The sequence below is a fragment of the Streptomyces sp. NPDC026206 genome (genome assembly GCF_040638465.1).
Lineage (GTDB): Bacteria > Actinomycetota > Actinomycetes > Streptomycetales > Streptomycetaceae > Streptomyces.
In genome coordinates this window covers 56,399-78,540 of sequence record NZ_JBEZYL010000022.1, presented here as the reverse complement: position 1 = coordinate 78,540, position 22,142 = coordinate 56,399, and the positions used below count along the sequence as shown (strand labels likewise).

The 22,142-nt window shown below is 71.0% G+C and carries 24 protein-coding genes and 3 pseudogenes; 10 read left to right on the top strand and 17 right to left on the bottom strand.

Going from position 1 to position 22,142, the window contains the following annotated elements:
* Positions 1 to 206: hypothetical protein (locus AB0F13_RS25020; protein WP_362086458.1), on the bottom strand; the 206-nt coding region annotated here is incomplete at its 3' end.
* Between the two features lie 173 nt (positions 207 to 379).
* On the opposite strand from AB0F13_RS25020, the pseudogene AB0F13_RS25015 reads away from it, so the two are divergent.
* A pseudogene (locus AB0F13_RS25015) lies at positions 380 to 574 on the top strand (site-specific integrase); the annotation flags it as partial.
* Positions 575 to 627: 53 nt separating this feature from the next.
* Here the strand turns inward: AB0F13_RS25015 and AB0F13_RS25010 are convergent.
* The 4 genes and pseudogenes from AB0F13_RS25010 to AB0F13_RS24995 all read right to left on the bottom strand — a co-directional run.
* A complete protein-coding gene (locus AB0F13_RS25010) occupies positions 628 to 921 on the bottom strand; it encodes a DUF1330 domain-containing protein (protein ID WP_362086455.1) in 294 nt (97 codons plus the stop codon).
* Positions 922 to 954: 33 nt separating this feature from the next.
* Positions 955 to 2,388, bottom strand: coding sequence for an MFS transporter (locus AB0F13_RS25005; protein ID WP_362086452.1), 1,434 nt, complete (start codon positions 2,386 to 2,388; stop codon positions 955 to 957).
* Complete coding sequence (locus tag AB0F13_RS25000) at positions 2,385 to 2,747, bottom strand: MarR family transcriptional regulator (RefSeq protein ID WP_014173936.1); 363 nt, start codon at positions 2,745 to 2,747, stop codon at positions 2,385 to 2,387. Before AB0F13_RS25000 ends, AB0F13_RS25005 begins: the two co-directional genes overlap by 4 nt.
* Before the next feature lie 157 nt (positions 2,748 to 2,904).
* A pseudogene (locus tag AB0F13_RS24995) lies at positions 2,905 to 3,324 on the bottom strand (transposase); the annotation flags it as partial.
* 519 nt (positions 3,325 to 3,843) lie between these two features.
* On the opposite strand from AB0F13_RS24995, the gene AB0F13_RS24990 reads away from it, so the two are divergent.
* Positions 3,844 to 4,611, top strand: a complete 768-nt coding sequence (locus AB0F13_RS24990; RefSeq protein ID WP_362086449.1) for a dienelactone hydrolase family protein — start codon at positions 3,844 to 3,846, stop codon at positions 4,609 to 4,611.
* Positions 4,612 to 4,991: 380 nt separating this feature from the next.
* Positions 4,992 to 5,909, top strand: a complete 918-nt coding sequence (locus AB0F13_RS24985) for a tyrosine-type recombinase/integrase (protein WP_362086446.1) — start codon at positions 4,992 to 4,994, stop codon at positions 5,907 to 5,909.
* Positions 5,910 to 5,934: 25 nt separating this feature from the next.
* Here the strand turns inward: AB0F13_RS24985 and AB0F13_RS24980 are convergent, their stop codons facing one another.
* The 5 genes from AB0F13_RS24980 to AB0F13_RS24960 all read right to left on the bottom strand — a co-directional run bounded on the left by AB0F13_RS24980 (position 5,935) and on the right by AB0F13_RS24960 (position 10,491).
* Entirely contained in the window at positions 5,935 to 6,402 is a 468-nt protein-coding gene (locus AB0F13_RS24980) for a superoxide dismutase family protein (protein WP_362086474.1), read from the bottom strand.
* Positions 6,403 to 6,683: 281 nt separating this feature from the next.
* The gene (locus tag AB0F13_RS24975; RefSeq protein WP_362086443.1) at positions 6,684 to 7,286 is read right to left on the bottom strand and encodes a Tn3 family transposase; all 603 of its coding nucleotides are present in this window, start codon (positions 7,284 to 7,286) and stop codon (positions 6,684 to 6,686) included.
* A 9-nt stretch (positions 7,287 to 7,295) separates the two neighbouring features.
* Positions 7,296 to 8,378 carry an aminoglycoside phosphotransferase gene (locus AB0F13_RS24970; protein ID WP_362086440.1) on the bottom strand — a complete coding sequence of 361 codons (1,083 nt, stop codon included), beginning with the start codon at positions 8,376 to 8,378 and terminating at the stop codon, positions 7,296 to 7,298.
* A gap of 111 nt (positions 8,379 to 8,489) precedes the next feature.
* Complete coding sequence (locus AB0F13_RS24965; protein ID WP_362086438.1) at positions 8,490 to 8,726, bottom strand: hypothetical protein; 237 nt, start codon at positions 8,724 to 8,726, stop codon at positions 8,490 to 8,492.
* Positions 8,727 to 9,336: 610 nt separating this feature from the next.
* A complete protein-coding gene (locus AB0F13_RS24960) occupies positions 9,337 to 10,491 on the bottom strand; it encodes a tyrosine-type recombinase/integrase (RefSeq protein WP_362086436.1) in 1,155 nt (384 codons plus the stop codon).
* A gap of 98 nt (positions 10,492 to 10,589) precedes the next feature.
* Here AB0F13_RS24960 and AB0F13_RS24955 point away from each other — a divergent pair.
* A pseudogene (locus AB0F13_RS24955) lies at positions 10,590 to 10,751 on the top strand (pirin family protein); the annotation flags it as partial.
* Positions 10,752 to 10,843: 92 nt separating this feature from the next.
* On the opposite strand, the gene AB0F13_RS24950 reads toward AB0F13_RS24955, so the two are convergent.
* From AB0F13_RS24950 to AB0F13_RS24940, 3 genes are all read right to left on the bottom strand, one after another.
* Positions 10,844 to 11,785 carry a M56 family metallopeptidase gene (locus AB0F13_RS24950; protein ID WP_362086433.1) on the bottom strand — a complete coding sequence of 314 codons (942 nt, stop codon included), beginning with the start codon at positions 11,783 to 11,785 and terminating at the stop codon, positions 10,844 to 10,846.
* An 81-nt stretch (positions 11,786 to 11,866) separates the two neighbouring features.
* Positions 11,867 to 12,454: a DUF5134 domain-containing protein gene (locus AB0F13_RS24945; RefSeq protein ID WP_362086430.1), complete on the bottom strand. Its 588-nt coding sequence runs from the start codon at positions 12,452 to 12,454 to the stop codon at positions 11,867 to 11,869.
* Between the two features lie 177 nt (positions 12,455 to 12,631).
* Complete coding sequence (locus AB0F13_RS24940; protein ID WP_362086427.1) at positions 12,632 to 13,024, bottom strand: VOC family protein; 393 nt, start codon at positions 13,022 to 13,024, stop codon at positions 12,632 to 12,634.
* A 77-nt stretch (positions 13,025 to 13,101) separates the two neighbouring features.
* On the opposite strand from AB0F13_RS24940, the gene AB0F13_RS24935 reads away from it, so the two are divergent.
* Entirely contained in the window at positions 13,102 to 13,650 is a 549-nt protein-coding gene (locus AB0F13_RS24935) for a GNAT family N-acetyltransferase (RefSeq protein WP_362086424.1), read from the top strand.
* Positions 13,651 to 13,677: 27 nt separating this feature from the next.
* Here the strand turns inward: AB0F13_RS24935 and AB0F13_RS24930 are convergent, their stop codons facing one another.
* The 3 genes from AB0F13_RS24930 to AB0F13_RS24920 are packed head-to-tail and all read right to left on the bottom strand — an operon-like array spanning position 13,678 to position 16,261.
* Complete coding sequence (locus tag AB0F13_RS24930; RefSeq protein WP_362086421.1) at positions 13,678 to 14,439, bottom strand: amino acid ABC transporter ATP-binding protein; 762 nt, start codon at positions 14,437 to 14,439, stop codon at positions 13,678 to 13,680.
* Positions 14,436 to 15,362: an amino acid ABC transporter permease gene (locus tag AB0F13_RS24925; RefSeq protein WP_362086418.1), complete on the bottom strand. Its 927-nt coding sequence runs from the start codon at positions 15,360 to 15,362 to the stop codon at positions 14,436 to 14,438. Before AB0F13_RS24925 ends, AB0F13_RS24930 begins: the two co-directional genes overlap by 4 nt.
* On the bottom strand, positions 15,359 to 16,261 hold the full coding sequence (locus tag AB0F13_RS24920) for an ABC transporter substrate-binding protein (RefSeq protein ID WP_362086415.1): 903 nt from the start codon (positions 16,259 to 16,261) through the stop codon (positions 15,359 to 15,361). The genes AB0F13_RS24925 and AB0F13_RS24920 overlap by 4 nt, the downstream gene beginning before the upstream one ends.
* A gap of 348 nt (positions 16,262 to 16,609) precedes the next feature.
* On the opposite strand from AB0F13_RS24920, the gene AB0F13_RS24915 reads away from it, so the two are divergent.
* Genes AB0F13_RS24915 through AB0F13_RS24905 form a run of 3 tightly spaced genes read left to right on the top strand, consistent with a single transcriptional unit; the run spans position 16,610 to position 19,904 of the window.
* Positions 16,610 to 18,007, top strand: coding sequence for a DUF6421 family protein (locus tag AB0F13_RS24915; RefSeq protein ID WP_362086412.1), 1,398 nt, complete (start codon positions 16,610 to 16,612; stop codon positions 18,005 to 18,007).
* Positions 18,008 to 18,063: 56 nt separating this feature from the next.
* Entirely contained in the window at positions 18,064 to 18,825 is a 762-nt protein-coding gene (locus AB0F13_RS24910; RefSeq protein ID WP_362086471.1) for an SDR family NAD(P)-dependent oxidoreductase, read from the top strand.
* A complete protein-coding gene (locus tag AB0F13_RS24905; RefSeq protein ID WP_362086408.1) occupies positions 18,804 to 19,904 on the top strand; it encodes a low specificity L-threonine aldolase in 1,101 nt (366 codons plus the stop codon). The genes AB0F13_RS24910 and AB0F13_RS24905 overlap by 22 nt, the downstream gene beginning before the upstream one ends.
* A 100-nt stretch (positions 19,905 to 20,004) precedes the next feature.
* Here AB0F13_RS24905 and AB0F13_RS24900 read toward each other — a convergent pair whose 3' ends face one another.
* The gene (locus AB0F13_RS24900) at positions 20,005 to 20,733 is read right to left on the bottom strand and encodes a lysophospholipid acyltransferase family protein (protein WP_362086405.1); all 729 of its coding nucleotides are present in this window, start codon (positions 20,731 to 20,733) and stop codon (positions 20,005 to 20,007) included.
* A 235-nt stretch (positions 20,734 to 20,968) separates the two neighbouring features.
* Here AB0F13_RS24900 and AB0F13_RS24895 point away from each other — a divergent pair, with 235 nt between their 5' ends.
* On the top strand, positions 20,969 to 21,319 hold the full coding sequence (locus AB0F13_RS24895) for a thioredoxin family protein (RefSeq protein ID WP_362086402.1): 351 nt from the start codon (positions 20,969 to 20,971) through the stop codon (positions 21,317 to 21,319).
* Positions 21,320 to 21,549: 230 nt separating this feature from the next.
* Positions 21,550 to 22,056, top strand: coding sequence for a flavin reductase family protein (locus AB0F13_RS24890; RefSeq protein ID WP_362086399.1), 507 nt, complete (start codon positions 21,550 to 21,552; stop codon positions 22,054 to 22,056).
* Positions 22,057 to 22,142 lie beyond the last annotated feature (86 nt).

Genomic DNA, 22,142 nt, shown 5'->3' with positions numbered 1-22,142 from the left:
TAGCGGAACCGGTCGAGCTCGACAAGGTCGAAGCGCCGCTCGGTCTGGGTGGCCTCCAGGCCGTGGGCGGGGGCCAGTTCAGGCGTGCCGATCCGCCGGCATCCGCGGTCCTCATGCGCGTCCGCACCGGCCGCCACCCCAGCACCCCGCTGGCGGCGCAGCGAAAGGCCGGGGGCCAGATGGCCGCGGGTCCACGGAGACGGCACCGCCCGCTGGAAGGTCGAGCGGCCCCGGGACGCCTACAACCGCCGCCGAGCGCGGCCGCAGCGTGGTCCACCATGCCTCTTGTTTTGTCGCGGGCGGCGGCCCGGCGGAGCTCACCGCCGCCCAGGCCCTCGAGGCCCTGCGCCACCCGGGAGCCGTGCTCGCCGGCGTGCAGGGCGCGGGCTGGGACCTGCACGAATGGCGCCACTCCGGGCTCACTCATCTCGGCGAGGCCGGAGCCAGCCTGCCGATGCTTATGGCCAAGTCACGGCACAAGAAACCGGAGAACGTACGGCGCTATTTCCACCCCTCGGCGGAGGCAATCGCCGAGGTCACCAGCTTGCTTGCCCCTGGAGACAGTCGGCGCTGACCTCGTCAGCGGCAGTCAAGTTGAGCTTCAGTAAAGATCCGACTGGACCTCGGTCAGTCGATGCCTTCGACGATGCGGAAGTCGCGCTCGAAGCCGTCGGGGAGGGCCACCAGCGCCTTCTGGTATGCCTCGCTCTCGTATGCCGCGACCGCCTGTTCAAAACTGTCGAACTCGATCAGAACGACGCGTTCGGTGATTCCGGCCTCGTGGGCGACGACTCGACCGAAATTGGACAGGACGCGCCCGCCCCCAGCCCGGACAGCCAGACCCGCCAGCTCGTTGTAGGCAGTCAGCCCCTCAGGGTCGGAAATGGCGGGGTAGACGCTGACCCAGTAGCCCTTGCGCATGGAACCTCCAGTGTTGGGATGAGTGCATCTGACTTACGGGTTGGTCTCGGACGAGCGTCGGCGGGCGAGAGCGAGGCTTGTCAGCGTCGTGATCGCCATGGCGCCGATGCCGACCAGCGCCGCGGTGGTGTAGGCGCTGTCGTCGGGGAAGAGGTGGCCGGGGCCGGTGCCCGCGGCGAGGATCAGGCCGCCGATGGCGCTGCCCAGGGAGTACCCGACGCTGCGGACGACGTAGTTGAAGCTCATGGCGCTCGACGTCTCGCTCTTGGGGGTGACGGCCAGGATGACGCCGGGCATCGCGGCCGAGAAGCCGCCGACGCCGAAGCCGAGCACGCCCATCGCCGCGAACAGTTCGGCCAGGTCCGACCGGGCCGCCGCGAACAGGGCGAACCCGCCGCCGACCACGACGGCGCTGCCGGCCAGGAGCAGGGGGTCGGCGATCCGCGTCCGGACCCGCGGCGTGAGCTTGCCGGCGACGAACCCCAGCACCGAGAACGGGATGAGGACCAGCCCGGCGACGAAGGTCCTCAGCCCGAAGCCGTAGCCGGCGCCGTGCGGCGTCTGCGCGTACCGGGTGATGAGCGTGAGCAGGAGGTACATGCCGATCCCGCCGACGAACATGGCGAGGTTCGCCCCGGCGACCGCCGGGTGCCGCACCGCCCGCACATCGACCAGGGGCGTCGTGCTGCGCAGCTCGATGACGGCCCAGACGCAGAGCAGCACCACCGCGACGACGGCGAGGCCCGCCGCCACGGCGAGGTGCCGGCTCCACAGATTCCCTTCGCCGGCGAGGAACAGCACCAGGAGCAGCGCAGCGGCCAGGACGACCGCGCCTGCCACGTCCACGTGGGCGGAGCGGCCTTCGGGGGCTTCGGGCATGGAGCGCCACGCGGTCAGGAGGGCGGCGGCGGTGACGACCAGGCCGAGGCCGTAGGCGGCCCGTACCCCGCCGAGCTCGGCGAGCAGTGCGGCCAGCGGGTAGCCGACGCCGGCCCCGATGATCGAGACCACCGAGATCAGGGCGATCACGGCCGCGCTGCGCTCCTCGGGGAGGTGGTCCCGGGCCACGCCCATCATCAGCGCCGTCAGCCCGAGCCCGATGCCCTGGGCCGCCCTGCCGGCCAGCAGCCACGCGAACGGCAGCGGCAGCACGGTGAGCGCGCTGCCGGCGACGACGACCGCCAGCGTGGCGAGGATCGTGGCCCGCCGGTGCCGGCCGGCTCCGAGCCGGCCCAGGACCGGCGTGGCGACGGCGCCGCTGAGCAGCGCGACGGTCAGCGTCCACTGCGCGCTGCCGAGCGAGACGTGGAACGAGGTCGCCACGCTGGTGATGAGCGGCGTCCCGAGGCTGGCGACCGCCGCCACGACCAGAGCGATGAACATCAGTGCGGGGACCAGCAGCCGCGCCTCGGAACGCGCCACCGGGAACGCCTTCACCGCGACCCCGCCGACCGGCTGCCCGGTCACTGCTTCGGCCCTTCGCGGTCCTGGCTTTCGAGCTCTGCCAGATGCTTCAGCGCCGGAAGGGCCGCCACCAGCGCCTCGACCTCGTCGCCGGTGAGCTCGCCGATCAACCGCTCGAACGCGTGGACGCCCGCCTGGCGCCGCGTCCGGACATAGGAGGCGCCGGCCTCGGTCAGGCACACCAGCGTGACCCGCTTGTCGGACGCGTCGCCCCGCCGCTCGACCAGGCCGGACTCCTCCATCACCCGGACCAGGGCGGTCATCGCGGGCTGGGTGACGCCCTCGACCGCGGCCAGATCGGTGATGCGCCGCGGTCCGGTCCGGTCCAGGGTGGCCAGGGTGGCGGCGGACGTCAGGCTCATGTCCCGGGGCAGGCGTCTCGCGGCCCTGGTGGCCAGGCCGTAGAGGGCTGCCCCGATGGCGGCGGACGCGCCAGGAGCGGTGTCTTGACGACTCATGCCCGAAGCATAGCATTTTTATATTCATAGTTTATGGAAATGGTCGACTGTCGCGGGCGGCGCGCCCCTTGAGCAGGCCGGCCCGCCGGATCCGGGTCAGTGCCAGGCCCAGCAGCCGGTCGGCGCGGTCGCCCTCGGCGAGCCGGTCGCGGAAGTCGGACAGCACGCTGTGGTGGAAGCTGGGGTCTTCCAGTTCCAGGCCGAGGGCGTACTTGAAGTCGATGCGGCAGCGCACCGCCTCGGCGGCCTGGCGGTCCGACAGGTTCAGCGCGTACTGCAGCACGCAGACGGTGGCCAGCTGCGCGGGCGAGAGCCCGGGGCGGCCGTCGCGCGGGTACCAGGCGGTGAAGTCCTCGTCGCTGAACAGGCCGTCGAGGCGGTCGCGGATCCACATCGCAGTGGTGCCGTGGGGATTGCTGGCCCGGGCGACCCGCACGGTCAGCGCCGGGATCTCGGCTCCGGGACGGGGCTGGAGGGACATGTCAGGCTCCTGGGGGACATGGGCAGAACGCTCCCACAAGCCTGAAGCAACGTCACGATCGTTGACTGTCCGTCCTCAAGATTCCCGGCAGAGTCCGACCCGGAAGACCTGGCGCACATCTCGCCGTACCTGACCGAACACATCAACCGGTTCGGCGAGTACAGCACCCACGAACTCGGCATCCAGCCCGAGGCGTACGACCCGAAACTCGACGTCGACTTCACCCCGCTGCGCGAGCAGGACCTGACCACCGCCGGTCTCGGCCAGGCTGCCTGAGCCATGAGGGAACTAGCTGGTGACGCCCTTCACGGGAGCGGGCCGGTATACCCCAGAATCCTGCTGCGAGGGTCAGCCTCCAAAACCGTGGCCCGGGCAGGTGATCCGATAGCGCTGCCGTGGGGGCGGGGTTTGTGACGGTTCTTGTGGGCCCTCGCCGTATTTCAGAGGGATACCCGCGCTGTTCTGCCAGCGGCAGAACACCGGCCGGACCGGGCTCGACGATCACTACAGTCCAGTCTCATGACGACGATTACGATGCGTACGGTCGAGTATCCGGCCGACGGTTTGACGATGATCGGGCACCTCGCGCTCCCGGCCGGTGTCGACCGCCGGCCCGCGGTGCTGCTCGGACCAGAGGGCATGGGGCTCAGCGACGTCGAGCGCCGCCGGGCCGATGCTCTCGCCGAGCTGGGATATATAGCGCTGGCCTTCGACCTTCATGGCGGGCGCTATTTGGGCGACCCCGAGGAGATGCTGGCCCGTTGCCTGCCGCTGCTCGCTGATCCCGAGCGGATGCGAGGCATCGGCCATGCGGCGCTCGATGTGTTGTGCACCGAACCGCGGACCGACCCCGACCGGATCGCCGCCGTCGGCTATGGCACGGGGGGTGCCGTCGGGCTGGAACTTGGGCGCGGCGGCGTCAGCCTGCGCGCGATCGGGACAGTCAACGCACTGACCACGGGCCGACCGGGCGAGGCGGCGCGCATTCGCTGCCCGGTGTGGGCCGGGGTCGGGTCGGAAGACCCGATCATGCCGCCCGAGCAACGGAACGCGTTCACCGCTGAGATGCAGGCCGCGGGCGTCGACTGGCGCCTCGCGGTCTACGGCGGCGCCTTGCACGCCTTCCATCACCCGCCGGTCGGCCACCCCGTGGTCCCCGGCGTCGGCTACCACCCACGGCACGCGCAGCGAGCCTGGCGCGACGTCGTCGACCTGCTCGCCGAGTGCCTGCCCGTGACGGAGGATCTGGGGCATGACCCAGGTAAGCATGCTGGCCCCGGGCACTGACAGTCCACTCCCCTCAAGTCAGCACAGCAGAAACGCATTCGGGCGGTTACTCGATCGCGGAGACGTATTCGCAACTACCGCAGTAAATGCCGGATTTACTGCGGCGGACCCTCTATCGCGATCATGCGACCTGCGGCGGGTCATTCCGGGCACCGAGGCGAGGTGTACGCATTTACTGCGGCAGAGCCGGAAGGGCGGGCGGGCGTGTCAGTCGAACCAGTGACCGAACTCAAGGGCGGGGGCGCGTTGCGTTTGCCGCGCGCCCGGGTGGTGTCCCTGTCTGCCCCTCCCGCGTCGTACACTGCGGCGGTCGAGCGGTACCTCACCAGCGCGGGCATCGCGAAGTCCTCCGCGCGGATCTACCGGATCTCGCTGACGACGTGGGGGTGGATGCTTGCCGGCGAACTGGCCCCACCGGGCCCGCCCGCCGGGGCGCGAAGCCGCCCGTCTTCCCCATCGCCTCGATCGACGACCCGGCTCTGCCGGAGGTACTGGCCGAACTGGCGGCGGACCGGGCGGACGAGATGGACGCCGACACCGTCAACCGGGAACTGTCCATCGCGCGCAAGGCGATCGGCTGGTGGCAGCGGCAGGGCTGGATCATCGTCGATCCGACGATCGGGATCGAGCGGCGGCCGGCGCCGCCGGACCGCACCAAGGCCCTGGCCGAGAACCAGATCGCCGCCCTGTGGTGCCTGGACGTCGCCCTGCGGGAGAAGACGCTGTGGAAGATGCTCTATGAGTCCGCCGCCCGGGCCGATGAGGTCCTGTGCCTGAACGTGGAAGACCTGTACCCGCAGGACAAGCGAGGCAAGATCACTGCCAAGGGCGGGGCGACCGAGTGGATTCACTGGCAGTCCGGCACCGCTCAGCTGCTGCCCCGCCTCATCGCCGGACGCACCCGCGGGCCGCTGTTCCTCACCGGCCGCAAGGCCCCGGCCGGCACGCCGTCGCTGGACGTGTGCCCGGAGACCGGACGGGCCCGCCTGTCCTACCGGCGGGCCGAGGAGATCTTCGAGTGCGCCACGCGGCTGCTGGCCAATCCGCTCGCCTCGCCCGAGGACATCGAGGACCTGGACGGCTGGACCCTGCACCGGCTGCGGCACTCCGCGCTCACGCACGACGCTGAGGGCGGCACATCGACCCCGATGCTGCTGGCCCGCTCCCGGCACGCCTCCGTCCGCTCCCTGGAACGCTACGCCCGCCTCGGTGTCGACGCGGTCGCCCGGCACGTCGCCGAGCGCGACCCCGCCGCACGCCGCCGGGCCCGGGTGCCTCAGCGGCCGGTGCGTCGTTGATCATGCTCCTGCGGCGCGGCAGGAACTACTGCGCGATCCCGATGACACCGCCAGTCAGGCGAGCCCCAGAGTTGCCGGTGGTGAGGGAGAGTTCAACGCCCCCTCTGCCGAGATCGTCCTCATCGGCGTGGACGACCAGCGCGCGCCCTACGACGCTGAGTGGACCGATCAGCTGCACCTGTTTGTCCGTGATGTCGAGCCGGGCCACGTCGCCTGATGGGGCTTCGATGTTTCCCAGGTCACCGGCGTGCCGTGCCGCGTCTTGGGGGCCGGCGTGCTGATGCCCGTGAGGGTTGTAATGCGCTCCAGTTGAGGTCAGCCCGTTGGTGATGTCGCCAAACTCGTGGATGTGTACGCCGTGCTTGCCCGGTGCGAGGCCATGGACCTCGATTTGAATCCTCGTCGGCGCACCCTCTGCAGCTTGTTCGAACGTCGCGATGCCGGACACCCCTGGTTCGCCGCGCAGGACGGCAACTGCCCGGACGACCCTCATGATCACCCCAGTGAGTATTGGCGAGCGGGCCCGCATATTCGGCGCCGCTCCCACAAAGTGTAGTGGCCCGACTCCGAAGCGTTCCACCAAAGCGGGCACTTATCACTGGATTGGATCCAGCGAGATGCTATCCACTGCGCCGTGTTCACGACGCTGGAGCGTGCTCGACTGCCCTCCCGCTCCAGGCGGCCGGCGGGAGGTGACGACTCCCGCCGGTCGCCTGGCTGCGTTCACCGACGCACTCGTAGCCGTCGTGCCCCGAAGACCCGCCTGCGCTGTCGTTACGCCCGGCCTGGGCGGCGGGGTCGCAGCGGCCGGTAGCCGGCCGGGTCGAGCTTGGCGAGCTCGGTGTCGACCTCGACGTTGATCGTGCCGAAGAAGTTCACGTTCTCACTGTGGGCCGGGGAGATGTGCGCGAGGAGCTCGTCGTCGACCGCCCGGCCCTCGGCGCGCATCTGCGCGATGGCCAGGCCGTAGTATTCCGTCGTCCAGGTCACCACCGCGTTGGTCAGCAGCGTCAGGCGCCATGCCTGCTCGGTCTGCGCCGCCAGGTGACGGTGCCGGATGGCGCCTTCGTGGGCGTACAGCAGACTACGGCGCAGGGAGTGCAGAGATTCGCCCTTGTTGAGCTGCCGGACGATCTTCCTGCGGTAGGCCTCGTCCGCCAAGTAGCGCGCGGCGTAGATCGTACGGCGAAGCGCCCCGTACTCCTTCAACGCGGCTGCCAGGGTGTTCTGGCCGGAGAAGGCGGACAGCTTGCCGACGATCAGCGAGGCGGTGGCGTGCCCGAACTTGATCGACCCTGCCAGGCGGAGCAGGTCGTCCCAGTTCTCCTCGATCAAGGGCGGCGAGGATCTGACCACGCCCGCTACAAGCGGAGCCATCGCTACCGTTCAATCCGTCAGCGTTACCGGCGCTGCTGCCGGGGTGTGCGAGGCCACGAAGCAGGCCCAGGCGTGGGCGGCTTCGGCGACCGGGGAGGCGCCGGCCACGTGGTCGGCCGCGAGGTCCTGCCAGCGGCGGGCCTCGGCCCGGGTGAAGACCCGCAGGGCCTGCGGCGGCGCCTCGTTCCACCCGGGTGTCTGTGAGGCCCATGTCCAGGCTTGTTCGGGGGTGTGGCCGCCGGTGGAGATGAGCCGCATCCCCCACAGGGCCGCGTCCGCCCACCCGGGGCCGAGTGACGGCCATGCCCAGTCGACGAGACGAGCCCGGCCCTGGCAGATGAGGACGTTGGTGGAGGCGGGATCGGTGTGCAGGAGACGTGATCCGGCGAGCTGGTCCTCATCCCGGGCGTCGCAGTAGTAGCCCCAGCGGTCCCACGCCGTGGGCAGGCGCAGCGGGGGGGTGGCGCAGGCTGCCAGCTCGCCCAGGGCTGCGGCGACGAGTGGGAGGTCCGTGGAGCCGGGGGTGTACTCGGACACCCGGCCCCGCAGGCCCTCGAAGGCGAGCAGGTGCCATCCGTGGGCGTGCAGGCGCCACAGGACGCGGGGGGCGCTGGACGGCAGGTGCGGGTTGACGGCCTGCTCCAGGTCCAGTTCGTCGACGGGTGACCAGTCGGGGCCCCACCATGACGTGCCGTCGTCGACAGAGCCGTCAGGGGCGGCGGCCGGGGTACGGTCGCGCTGCCCTTTGACGAAGACCGCCCGGCCGTCGCAGAGGGACAGCAGGGCTGCGGTGCCGGAGTTGGCGGCGTCCTCCGCGTCGGCCGCTGTGTAGGGCATGCCGAGCTGCCGCGCGACGGCGTCCCTCACGCCTTCGGGCAGCTTGGCCCAGTCCGTGTGCTCGACCGCCATCAGGTACCGGGAGGCGGGGGGTGCTGCGGCGGTGAGGGCGGGTTCTTGTCCGGTGTCACCGGGCCGGGCGGGCGGCCCTTGGGTGCCGGCGTCGAGGGGCCGCGCGGAGATGTGCGTGCCTCTGTCGTCATGGCGGGGAGCGTAGAGACCGTGCGCCGCCCCGGCTAGAGGGCGACGCTCCATTCGGCTTCCGCCCGGGATCAGCTCGCATCCGGTGCGGGATTCGCGGGTCCGGCAACCGAGGATGACGGCACTCCTCATGAGGCACCACCCCGCAGTGCCGACGCCTCAACCTCAAACATTGACGTCGAACTTCTCTTCGACGTCGTAGAGTATGTCCCCCTCGCCGGGGCGGATCTTGACTTCCACGCCGGTGTCGCTTTTCACCCGTACGCACGCCGACACCTGCCTCGCTGTAGCGGTGATCTCCACCGCGGGCGAGTTCTGCGTCGTCGCCACCCCACCGCCGGGAACGCAGGTTTCGGCCTCCGGGGACACTACCGTGGAGAACAATATGGTGGTCCCGGTCAAGGTGGAGAGCGATACCGGAGCCGAGGTCACGGTCCGGCCCAGCGGTAGGGCCACCGTTAAGGTCGCGAATGCTCTTCGCTTCTCCCTCTATGGGGTGTAGGCGGTTAGGCAGACGGACGGCCAGCGCCTGTACTGGCGCTGGCCGTCCATGATGTGTTGTTCTTCGATTTATTGGGAAATGTGCTCCTGTCGGTCCCTTGCTGGTGAACGGAAGGGGTTCAGGGGCGACCGAGGGCTCGGTGTGTCCAGCCGGGAGCCGGTGCGGCCCTGCTGAACGTCGGCGAGGTCGTCTGCTGGGACCACGAACAGCTCTGGACGACGGAGGTACGCGTGACCGAACTCTGGGCCGGCATGGACGCGGGCAAGAGCCACCACCACTGCGTGGTGATCGACGCAGACGGCACCAAGCGCCTGTCGCGGAGTGCTCCATCGTGGCAGTTGGCGTACCTCACGGACCGGTGCCTCGTCCGCAGGCGAAAGGCAGAAGCAGCCGTACGGCACATAGTACCGCGACTGCCGGTAGCCGACCCCGAGCGGCTGGACGAGCGCCGGGCCGCCGCGGGGATGAAGCCGCGTGCTATTTACGGTGCTCGGATGCGCTCCTTGGAGTTTATGCGGCGAGGTCGAGGTTGAGGATTTTGGCGGCCTTGCCGATGGAGCCGGGCATGAGGTGCCGGTAGATCGTGAAGGTGATGTCCAGACTCTTGTGTCCCATCCACTCGGCGACGTCGGTGATCGGGATGCCATGGGTGAGGCAGTTCGAGGCGAAGAAGTGCCGGAAGCTGTAGATGACCATGCCGTCGGGGATGTCCACCTCGCCGGCCTTCTTGATGTTCTTCCACTGGTTCGACAGGTAGTAGTGCGGGAACGTCTTGTCGGGGTCCCGGGGATGGCGCAGGAGGTAGCCGTCCACGGTGCCGTGCTTGCCCGCGTACCACTCGATGGTCTCCCTGACCCGGGCGGGAAGTGGAACGTCTCGGTAGTCGCCCGTCTTGCGGTGTTTGAGCCGCCCGTACTCCTTGGTCATCTGGTTCACCTGCTCGGTGATCCGGTAGACCTCGTCGGCCACGATGTTGTTGAGGTTGACCGCCGCGGCCTCGCCGTTGCGCATGCCGCAGCCGCTCATCAGGTCGGCGAACAGCATGAACGTGTCGTCTCCGGCCGCACGTATCTCCCGCAGCTGGGCCACCGAGGGGATCACCGCCCGCTTCGGGTCGTACTGCGGCGGCTTCACGCCTTCCAGCGGGTTCTCGTGGAAGAGCCCCAGCCGGTGCGCGTGCAGGAGAATCGATTTCAGTTTGTCGAAGGCGTTGGCCTGCGTCGCCAGTCCGGCACCGTTGCGCTCCATCGTCCGGATGACTCCGTCCACGACCTTGTGGTCGAACGTTTTCATCCGCCGGCTCTCCAGGGCCGGGAAGAGATGGTGCTCCAGCAGTGAGTCGAGGTGATGCAGCGAGGACTCGGCCAGGTCCCGCTGGCCGGCCTTCCACTCAGCGGCGTACTCCCCGAACCGCATCGCCCCGTACTTCGCGATGCGCTCCGCCCTGGCCTGGTTCCGGGGAGCCGCCTTCTTCTCGTTGTAGATTTCCGTCAGTCGCGTGATGGCCTTGTCCTGGTTCGCGAACCCCGACTCCTCCGCCTGCTTCCCCGACGCAGCCCGGTACCTGATCTTGTACAGGTGAGGGCACTTCGACCACCTCGACTGAGGATGCTCACACTCCTTGAAGAACGTACCCATACCCCGGGGCAAAGGCTTGGTTGCCATGCCTTGCTGACTCCTCTGGGACCCATGCTGACGGATTGCTGACCACCGATGGCCCAGAACATCCCTGACCTGCGCAAAGGCGCGAACGGCCAGGTACGTGGTGGAACTTCGTCGCGCGGACGGGGGAGGAGATCGCACATGCCCGCGAGGCCTGGATGACCGGCTCCCGCTTCGGCAGCGTCCATGGGTATGAGGGCCGCCGGCTCCGGGCGCCCGAGCTGCCGCCGGTGCCGCTCAAGCCGCGCGGCCGGGTCCGCTGAGACGCATGCGACAGGCCCCCACCTGGCACATGCCTGGTGGGGCCGGTGTGCACCCCGCGGTGTCCGGCGGGGTGCGACCGTACCGGCGGCGGCTAGCCGCCCAGGGCGCTCAGGCCCGGCACGAACGTCACCAGCAGGGGGACGGCCGGCACCAGCGCCGCCACGGCCGTCAGCCGCAGGCGCCGGCCCGTGGTCAGCCGGGGAGTGGCGGCCAGCAGGCGCTCGACGCGGTCCGGGACCTGGGAGAAGGGGGCGGGGCAGGGGCCGAACACGCCCCGGTCCTCATTGAGTTCGACCAGGGCGAGGGCGGTCGTCAGCCGGCCGAAGCGGCGGGAGGCCGAGTCGTCCGCCGCCAACTCCACCAGACGGTGCACCTGGTCGCGGAAGGCCGCGAACACCGGTACCCGCGGGAAGCCGTTCGCCAGCGCCGACGAGCAGTGCAGCAGCCAGTCGTGGCGGGCCCGTGCGTGCCCCTGCTCGTGCGCCAGCACCGCGTCCAGCTGGAAACCCTGCAGCCGGCGCAGCGCCGCCGTCGTGATCACCAGTTGCGGTGCGGCACCGGCCCGCAGCAGCCAGGCCTCGGGCCGCTCGCCCTCCAGTACCACCAGCGGCTCCCCGCCCCGCTCCTCGCCCGGCAGCAGGGGGGAGCGTACGAGCAGGTCGGCGCGGAGGCGACGGCGCCGGGCGCGGGCGGCGCGGACCTCACGGGTCAGCATCGCCGCCGTCCACAGGGCGCCGGTGGCCAGGAGGACGGCGAGGGGAGCCGCCCACGATCCGTAGGCGGTCAGGGCGTAGGCCTCGACCACGCCGTGCGGCGCGGGGGCGAAGACGTTGCCGCGCACGGCCGCCCAGGCGGCGCAGGCGCTCAGCGACATCGCGAGCGCGCAGCACAGCAGCACGGCGGCCACGACGCACTGCCACACCCACAGGGCCAGCACGGGTTCGCGGTCGGGCCAGTCGGCGCGGGTCAGCACCCGTGGCGCCATTGCCGCAGCCAGCCCACCGAGGACCAGCAGCGCGAGCGGGACCATCATGGCCGGCAGCCTATGAGCGCGGCGCCGCACCCGGTACGTTCCCGCGCGCGAAGTGACGCACGACACCGAGCGCCGCCCCGCTCACAGGGTGAGCAGCATCGCCAGCATCCCGATGCCCATGGACAGCCGGCACGCGCGGGTCAGCTCGGGCCGGCCCGCGCGCTCCCGGTCGTGTCCCGGCCGGCCGGCTCCGCCCGGCGCGGTGGCCACGCAGGGGACCATCGTGGCGGCACCGCGTACGACGTACACCGCGAAGTACACCAGCAGCAGGCCGGTGAGCAGCGGGGCACCCGCCGGCTCGCGGGCGGCCGCGGCGTGCCCGGCGTGGGCACCCGCGGGTGACCCGGCCATCGCCAGGGCCATGTAGACCATGGCGAACGCCCCCACCGCGTGGTGCAGGTGGTGCGCCCCGCGGTGCCTGCGTGCCAGCGCCAGCGTGCGCAGGCCGGCCGCCCCGAACACCGCCGCGAACACGGCGTGCCCCCAGGGGCGGGTGTCCAGCACGGCGGCCGGCACGGCCATCGCGGCCATGCCGAGCCCCATGAGTGCGTCGCCGCCCGCGGCCCGGCGCTCCCCCGCCGCGCCGGCCCGCGTACGGACCAGGCAGTACGCGCCCGTGGCCGCGCAGAGCACGACCAGCAACCACCCGACCAGCGGCGGTCCGTGCACGGCACACCTCCCCGGGACGCGCGTCCACCCTCGGAGAATGCCCGCCGCGGCCGCGTCACACGGGAGCGCACGGGCGCACAGGGGGAGCGCAGGCTGCCCGGACCGTGCTCCGGCGCAGCGCCGGAGCGGCTCTCCGGGCGCCCGCGCGGGCCATGGCGCACCGGGCGGGCGGGAACCTCAGATGCCCGGCCGGTACCGCATCGGGTGGTCCTCGGGTACCTCCACCACCGCGATGCGTACTCCATCGGGGTCCGCGATCCACATCTCGATCAGCCCCCACGGCTTCCTCTCCGGGGGCTCCAGCACCTCCACCCCGCGGCGCAGGAACTCCTCGTGCGCCTGCGCCGCGTCCGCGACCTGCAGCCACAGCTCCACGCCCGGCCCCGGTGGCGCGGGCGACCGGCCCGAGACCTCCAGGAACCCGCCGCCCAGGAAGTAGACGACGCCGCGCTCGGGGCCCGTGCCGAACTCGCGGTAGACCGCGAGGCCCAGCGCCCCGCCGTAGAAGGCCCGCGACCGCTCGGGGTCGGTCGGCCTCAATAACACCCTGCTGCTCAGTACATGCACCATGCCCGCGACTGTACGCAAACCTCCTCCGTTAGGGTCGTAGGTGCGCCCGACACCGCACGGAGAGGACCCCGCAGCACATGGAGACCACCAGGAGCCGTACCGCCGGGCCGGTATTCCGGACGGCGGCCGTCGCCGATGTGCCGGTACTGGTCGAACTGGTCGAGTCGGCCTACCGGGGCGATGCCAGCCGCGCGGGCTGGACGACCGAGGCCGACCTCCTGGAGGGGCAGCGCACCGACCCCGAGGGCGTCCTGGCCGTGGTCACCGACGAGAACAGCCGGCTGCTGGTGGTCGAGGCCGACGGCGAGACGGTCGCCTGCTGCCACCTCGAACACCGCGGTGACCACGTCTACTTCGGCATGTTCGCGGTCCGTCCGACGGCCCAGGGCGGCGGCCTCGGCAAGCTCGTCATGGCGGAGGCCGAGCGCCTGGCGCGCCGGGAGTGGGGCGCCCCGGCGATGCACATGACCGTGATCAGGCAGCGCACCGAGCTCATCGCCTGGTACGAGCGCCGCGGCTACCGGCGCACCGGGCGGACCAGCCCCTTCCCGTACGGCGACGAGCGGTTCGGCATCCCGCAGCGCGACGACCTCGAATTCGAGCTGCTGGTCAAGGAACTGGCGTAACGCCGGGGCCGGCCCCCGCGGCCGGCCTCACAGCCGGCCCGCCTCCACCAGCCGGCGCAGGAAACGCCGCGTCCGCTCCTGCCGTGGCTCGCCGAAGACCTCACCGGGCGTGCCCCGCTCCAGCACCACGCCGTCGTCCAGGAAGCACACCTGGTCGGCGACGTCCCGGGCGAAGCCCATCTCGTGCGTGGCCAGGACCATGGTCATCCCCTCGTCCTTCAGGCCGCGCACGACGTTCAGCACCTCGCCGACCAGCTCCGGGTCGAGGGCCGCGGTGATCTCGTCGAACAGCAGCAGCCGGGGCCGGGCCGCCAACGCGCGGACGATCGCCACGCGTTGCTGCTGGCCGCCGCTGAGCCGGTCGGGGTACTCGCCCGCCTTGCCGCCCAGGCCCAGCCGCTCCAGCAGCTCGCGCGCCCGCTCCTGCGCCTCCGCGCGCGGCACGCCGTGCACCCGGCGCGGGGCGAGGGTGATGTTCTCCAGCACGGTCATGTGCGGGAAGAGGTTGTACGCCTGGAAGACGACACCGATGCGGCGGCGCACGGTGTCCGGGTCCACGCGCGGATCGGTGATCTCCTCGCCGTCGAGGAAGATCGCGCCGTCGTCGATCTCCTCCAGCAGGTTCGCGCACCGCAGCAGCGTCGACTTGCCCGAACCGGACGCGCCGATCAGCGCGGTGACCGTGTGCGGGGCGACCTCCAGGTCCACGTCGCGCAGCACCACCGAACCCCCGAAGGTCTTGCGCACGGCTTCCAGCCGCAGCACCGGCTCGTCCGTCCGCTCGCTCATACGATCCCTCCCTGGGCACGGCGGCGGTCCATCCGGGCGGTGACCGAGTCGGTGAACCGGGTCATCGGGACGGTGAGGGCAACGAAGATCAGCCCGGCGACGACGTACGGGGTGTAGTTGAAGCTCTTGCTCGCCGCGATCTGCGCCGCGTAGACGGCGTCGACCGCGCCCGCGATGGAGACCAGCCCGGTGTCCTTCTGCAGCGAGACCAGGTCGTTCAGGAGCGGCGGTACCACGCGCCGCACGGCCTGTGGCAGGACCACGAAGCGCAGCGTCTGGCCGCTGCCGAGCCCCAGCGACCGGGCGGCGGCGCGCTGGCTGGGGTGGACGGACTCGATGCCGGCCCGGAACACCTCGGCCACATAGGCCGAGTACGTCAGTACCAGCGCCGTACCGCCCAGCAGCACCGGATCGGTGGTCACGCCCTGCAGCCGCAGCGCCGGGACGCCGAAGACCACCATCAGCAGGCAGATGATGAGCGGCAGCCCGCGGAAGAAGTCGGTGTAGGCGGTGGCGAGTGCGCGCAGCGGGAAGAACACCGGGCCGCGCAGGGTGCGGGCGACGGCGATCAGCATGCCGAGGACGAGCACCGCGGCACCGCAGACGACCAGCAGCCGGAAGTTGAGCCAGAGGCCGTCGAGGATCTGCGGCAGGGCCTCGCGGGCGTAGTGGGCGCTGAAGAACGTCTCACGTGTGCGCGGCCAGCCCGGCGAGTTGACGACGACGAGGAAGAGCACGACGCCCGTGACGAGGGTGCTGACGGCCGCGACGGCCGTGGCCCGGCGGGTCCGCGTCCGCTTGAACCGCTCCCGCTCGACGCGGCGCGCGGAGGGCACGTACCCGTCGTCGGCCGCCGCCGACGGCCGCGCGTCCTGCGGCTCCTGAGCCTCGTACGGCTTGGGCACCGTGTCCCCGGCCGTCATGTGAGCACCGGGGCGCCGGCGGTGTCGGACAGCCACCGCTTCTCCAGCCGGGCGAGCGTGCCGTCCTCGCGCAGCGCGTCGACGGCGTAGCTGACGCAGCCGGTGATGCGGCTTCCCTTGTCGAGTACGAGCCCGAACTGTTCCGGCTTCCCCTGTGCCTCGCCCTTGGCGGCCTTCGGGTCGAACTGACCGACGATCCTCGCCTCGGGGACCTCGGCCGAGGTGATGGAGAAGGCGGTGGGCAGGTCGACGACGATCGCGTCGACCTGGCCGTTCTTGAGCGCCGTCTTGGCGTAGTCGTTCTTCTGGAAGACGGCGGGCTCCCGGTCGGGCTTGATGACGTCGTTGAGGACGTCGAGGCTGGTGGTGCCCACCTGGGCGCCGATCCTGGCGTGCCTGAGGCCGGCGACCGTGGTGGCCTTGGCGGCGTCGGAGTTCTTGAGCGCGATGACGGCCTGCCGCACTTCGTAGTAGCCGGAGGAGAAGTCGACGGCCCGGCGGCGCTCGTCGCTGATGGAGATCTGGTTGATGTCGAAGTCGAACTTCTTCGCCCCGGGTGCGACGGAGGTGTTGAAGGGGACGGTCCGCCAGAGGACCTCGGACCGTGCGTAGCCGAGCCTGTCGGCGACGGCGTAGGCGACGGCCGACTCGAAGCCCTTGCCGCTCGCGGGGTCGTCGCCGAGGAACCAGGGGGCGTAGGCGGGCTTGTCCGTGCCCACGGTGAGCTTCCCGGCGGCCTGGGTGGCGAGCCGTCCCTTCGTGCATGCGGCGGCCTTCTCCGCGGGGGACGTGGGGGGCTTCGCGGCGTCGGTGTCGTCCTGCGGGGCGCAGCCGGCGGCCGCGGCGACAAGGAGCGCGAGGGCGGCGGCCAGGCGTCTGGGGTGGGTGGCGACGGGCATGGCGCGAGACTGGCAGCGCCCGATGTGATCTGTCCAGGTCAAGATCACGAACCGTCCGAATGGCGGACGGTTGTTGCCGGTACATGAACGGCCCCGGGAGGGGGCGGCCCGGCGGGGCCGCACGCATGGCCGGGATCCGGTGGCTGAAAACAGCCGGTGCATCTGGTGGGCCGGGAGTGCCGCAAGTGAGGGTTGGCCATGCTTGGTCCCCCGGATGGGGGAGCCCGGCAGGAAAAACAGCTGCACGACGGCGGGTCGACAGGATAATTTATCGCTCAACCCCTTGAGGTGAAGAACCGCGCACGGATACGGTGTCTTAACGCCAGGTTCTCCCGAGGAGGGGCACTCGTGACGGAAATTCTTGCGTCGACAGTGGCAAAATCCGACATTTTGTCTGTTGATCGCGTAGTGGAGCACCCGGCATGGGCTGCTCTCAAGGCCGCAGTAGAGACGATTCGGCCGTGGCAGTCCGCCGACGGGTCCATCGACCTGGAGGCCGAGGGCGCTCCACCGGGCCCGGCGGTCCGGGCCGAGACCGAGACCGTCATAGCGGCGGTCGAGCAGCTCTCCCCGCTCCTTCCGCACGACGTGGAGTACCACCAGGCCCTGGTCGCCGACCTGCGCCGGTGGGCCGACAAGGGCTTCGGCGTGCCGGACTTCCTCGACTCGCTGCTGGCCTTCCAGCCCGCCGCGCAGCGCGCGGACGGCCTCCAGCACCTCGTGCTCTTCCCCATGTACACCCAGAACGGCAACCCCGACCGCAACTTCGAGGCCGTCGTCCTGCGCGTCGTCTGGCCGGAGTGGCTCGCCGAGCTGGAGCGCACCCGCTACGACAACCCGCTCTTCCTCGGCATCACCTTCGAGGACTTCACGGCGGGCTACGACACCAACTCCGCGGTGCTCTTCCCCGAGACCATCGCCGTCCGCCAGGCCCCCGAGCGCTTCACCTGGGGCGGCATCTTCTGCGACCGCGAGGCGGCCCGCTTCCGCCGCATCACCGAGGCCGCGGTGGAGACCCTGCGCCTGGACCTCCCGGCCGACATCACCGACATGATCGGCGACCAGGAGCGCTGCCAGCAGGCGTTCGTCCTGTGGGACATGGTCCACGACCGCACCCACAGCCACGGCGACCTGCCGTTCGACCCCTTCATGATCAAGCAGCGGCAGCCGTTCTGGATGTACGGTCTGGAGGAGCTGCGCTGCGACCTCACGGCCTTCAAGGAGGCCGTCAAGCTCGAGGCCGACGGGTACGCCCAGGCCCGTGACGTGCAGTTCGCCGTCCTCTTCGACCGGATGTTCCGCTTCCCCATCACCGGCGAGCGGGTCCGCAACTACGACGGTCTCGGCGGCCAGCTGCTCTTCGCCTACCTCCGCAAGCACGACGTCGTACGCTGGACGGACAACACTCTGCACATCGACTGGGACCGTGCTCCGCAGGTCACCAACCAGCTGTGCGGCGAGATCGAGAAGCTCTACCGCGACGGCATCGACCGCCCCAAGCTGGTCCACTGGTTCGCCGCCTACGACCTCGTCTCGACCTACCTCGCCCCGCACCCCGGATCCGTGTGGGCCAAGGGCCCCGAAGCCCTCGACCTCGATCAGCCGCCGCGCAAACTGGTGGACGACGTGCTCCCGGACGAGTTCCCGCTCAGCATGTTCTATGAGGCCCTTGCCAAAAAGCTGCGCGGCGTGATCGTCTCGACCAAGGGGATCACTGCCGCGGACATGACGGCGGTGGCGGCATGAGCGAGCAGGAGCGCATGAGCGAGCACGACGAGCAGCAGGAGAAGGAGGCGACGACCATGAGCACTCCGAGGAACGGCAACGGCCCGCTGGAGGGCGCCGTCGTGGCGGTGGCGGGAGCGGCCGGCCCGGCGGGCCGGGCCGCCCTGCTGCGGCTGGCGGAGGCCGGGGCGACGGTCGTCGCCTCCGACGCGGACGCGGCCCGCCTCGCCGAGGCCGTGGACGCCGCCCGCTACGCCCACGGCGGGGCCACCGTCACCGGCGACACCGTGGACCTGCTCGACCTGGACGCCGCCCGCGCCTGGGCCGACCGCACGGAGAAGGAATTCGGCCGCATCGACGGCCTGGTCCACCTGGTGGGCGGCTGGCGCGGCTCGGCGACGTTCGCCGAGACCGACCTCGCGGACTGGGACCTGCTGGAGAAGCTGCTCATCCGTACCGTCCAGCACACCTCGCTGGCCTTCGAGGGCCCCCTGGCCCGCAGCGGCAACGGCCGCTACGTGCTGGTCAGCGCCGCGGGCGCCAGCAGGCCCACCGCCGGCAACGCCGCCTACGCCGCCTCCAAGGCCGCCGCCGAGGCATGGACCCTCGCGCTCGGCGACTCCTTCCGCAAGGCGGGGGGCGACGACGCCCCGCCGGCCGCCGCCACCATTTTGGTGATCAAGGCGCTGGTGCACGACGCGATGCGCGCCGAACGACCGAACGCAAAGTTCGCGGGCTTCACGGACGCCAAGGACCTGGCCGAGGCCATCGTCGGCGTCTGGGAGAAGCCCGCCCAGGAAGTGAACGGAAGCCGTCTGTGGCTGACACCGCAACTGTGACCCGGCCCCCCTCGGCGCAGACCGACGCGATACGCCGCCACGACCCGGAGCTGCGCGGCTTCGCCAGCGACAACTACGCGGGCACGCACCCCGAGATCCTTGCGGCGCTCGCCCTCGCCAACGGCGGTCACCAGGTCGCGTACGGAGAGGACGACTACACCGCCCACCTCCAGGACGTGATGCGCGCCCACTTCGGGCCGGCCGCCGAGGCCTTCCCGGTCTTCAACGGTACGGGCGCCAACGTCGTCGCCCTGCAGGCCGCCACCGAGCGCTGGGGAGCGGTGATCTGCGCCGCCAGCGCGCACATCAACGTCGACGAGTGCGGCGCGCCCGAGCGCGTCGGCGGCCTGAAGCTGCTCAACGTGCCCACCGAGCACGGCAAGCTCACCCCGCAGCTGATCGACCGCGAGGCCTTCGGCTGGGACGACGAGCACCGGGCCCAGCCACAGGTCGTCTCGATCACCCAGACCACCGAGCTGGGCACCTGCTACACGCCCGAGGAGATCCGGGAGATCTGCGACCACGCCCACGAGCGGGGCATGAAGGTCCATCTCGACGGCGCGCGCATCGCCAACGCGGCCGCCACCCTCGGCGTCCCGCTGCGGGCCTTCACCACCGACGCCGGCGTCGACCTGCTCTCCTTCGGCGGCACGAAGAACGGCATGCTCTTCGGCGAGTGCGTGGTCGTCCTCAACCCGGACGCGGTGCGGGCGATGAAGCACGTGCGCAAGATGTCGATGCAGCTCGCCTCGAAGATGCGCTTCGTCTCCGCCCAGTTCGAGGCGCTGCTCTCGGGCGACCTGTGGCTGCGCAGCGCGGCGCACGCCAACGCCATGGCGGCACGGCTGGCCGAGGGCGTACGGGCCGTGGACGGCGTCGAGGTCCTGCACCCCGTCCAGTCCAACGCCGTCTTCGCCCGGCTGCCGCACGACGTGAGCGAGCGTCTGCAGAAGCGCTACCGCTTCTACTTCTGGGACGAGACGGCCGGCGACGTCCGCTGGATGTGCTCCTTCGACACCACCGAGGCGGATGTGGACGCCTTCACCGCGGCCGTCGCCGAGGAGATGGCAAAGCAGTAGCAGCCGTACGTCACACCCCCGGGCGTGACGTACGGACGTACGGACACCGGAGCCCCTGGCCGCGCACTGCGTGGCCAGGGGCTCTACGGCGTTCCGCGTACTAGTGCCGGTCCGGGGCCGAGGCCTGGGCCGGAGTCGGGGCCGTGCCGCCCAGGTGGGCAGGGATCCACCAGCTGTCGCCCGGGCCCTCCGCGCGCACGGGATAGGCGCGCTGAGCCGACTCCAGCAGGCCCTGGACGCGGGAGCGGACGCGCTCGGTGACGGTCTCGGCGGACTCGTCCGCCTCGGCGGCGATCGGCTCACCCACCCGTATGGCCACGGGGATGTGGTTGCGGCCCAGATTGCGCTTGTGCCCCTTGGTCCACAGCCGCTGGGTGCCCCACAGCGCCATCGGCACCAGCGGCACCCCGGCCTCCTGCGCCAGCCGCGCCGCGCCGGACTTGAAATTCTTGAGCGTGAAGGACGTGGAGATCGTCGCCTCCGGGAACACGCCGATGATCTCACCCGAACGCAGGGCGGAGAGCGCGTGCCGGTAGGCCTCCATGCCCGCCGCGCGGTCGACGGGGATGTGCTTCATCGCCCGCATGAGCGGCCCGGACACCTTGTGCCGGAACACGGAGTCCTTCGCCATGAAGCGCACCAGCCGCTTGGCGGGGCGGGCCGCCAGACCGCAGAAGACGAAGTCGAGGTACCCGATGTGGTTGCTCACCAGCACCGCCCCGCCGCGCTGCGGAATGTGCTCGGCGCCCTGGATGTCGAAGCGCAGGTCGAGCGCCTTGAACATGGTGCGGGCGGCACCGATCACCGGGGGGTAGACGAGTTCTGCCATATCGGGAAGGTCCTTCCAGGCCTGGGGAGGGTGCTCCCACAAAAATGGTGAAGGCGTACGGTGCTGAAGTTACGCGGCCGTAGGGTGTCGGCTTCCGGCAGATCGTGCCTGAATGCCCGGGCTGCGGGCCAGCGCGGAGGGCCCGTGGGTCGCGAGATCCTCGTCACGTCGCGAAATTTTCCCGGTTTTCCCCGCGCTTGAGGAAGAGACCGGACACGAATGAAGGAGGACACGCGTGCCCGTGCGGTACGACGAGGAGGCGGGGCGGGACGGCGACGGCCGGCTGCTGAGCGCCGCGGAGATCGGCGCGGAGCTCGGGCCGCGGGCCACGCTCGTGCAGTTCTCCAGCGCCTTCTGCCGCCCCTGCGGGGCCACACGGCGTGTTCTCGCGGACGTCGCGGCGATGGTCGGGGGCGTCGCCCACGTCGAGATCGACGCGGAGGCGCGGCTGGAGCTCGTCCGCGCCCTGGGCGTCAGTGCCACGCCCACCACACTCGTCCTCGACGCCCGCGGCCGCATCGTGCGCCGCGCCACCGGACAGCCGCGCAAGGCCGATGTCATCGCGGCGCTGGGCGCGGCGGTCTGACAGGCCGTGATCCGCCTCCCAGATACCCGGGGTCCCTTGACGCTGCGCACCCTGAATCGTCACTGTGACGCTATGTGGCCCGGCCCCCTTCTCCGTCGTCTCCACGGACGCGCGTACGTGGATCTCCTGCGGACTGCGAGCGCGCGCTGTCCGAGTCCGTGAGCACCTGCACCGTTCCGCTCCCGGCTCCACCCCTCGGCAGCCCGATCCCCCGGCAGAAGGACCCCTCCATGACGGCCTCGCCCGACCTCGGCACCCACCGCCCGGCCACCCCCGAACTGCTGCGCTCGGTCTTCCGCAGGCACGCGGCGGGCGTCGCCGTGATCACCGCCCACGGCACGCGCCCGGCCGGCTTCACCGCGACCTCCCTGACCTCGGTGGCCGCAGAGCCCCCGCTCGTCTCGTTCGGCGTCGGCACCGGCTCCTCCAGCTGGCCCGTCCTGGCGGAGGCCGGCCACGTCGGGGTGCACATACTCGGCGAGCACCAGCAGGAGCTGGCCGCCACCTTCGCGCGCAGCGGCGCCGACCGCTTCGCCCCGCCCACCCGCTGGTACCCCGGGCCCCACGGCGTGCCGGTGCTGCAGGGCGTGCTGGCCTGGATGGTCTGCCGTGTGGTGGCCCGCGTGCCGGCCGGTGACCACCGCCTGGTGCTGGCCGAGGCGGTGGCCGGCGACCCGGGCGGGGACGGCCGCCCGCTCCTGTACCACCAGGGCCGCTTCAACGGATTGCGCGACTGATACATCCCCTTCCGCCGCGTTGGGCAGATCACAGTCGGCCGGCCTTGATTTCGGTGGGCGCGCTCGCTGTACTGACGAGTAACATT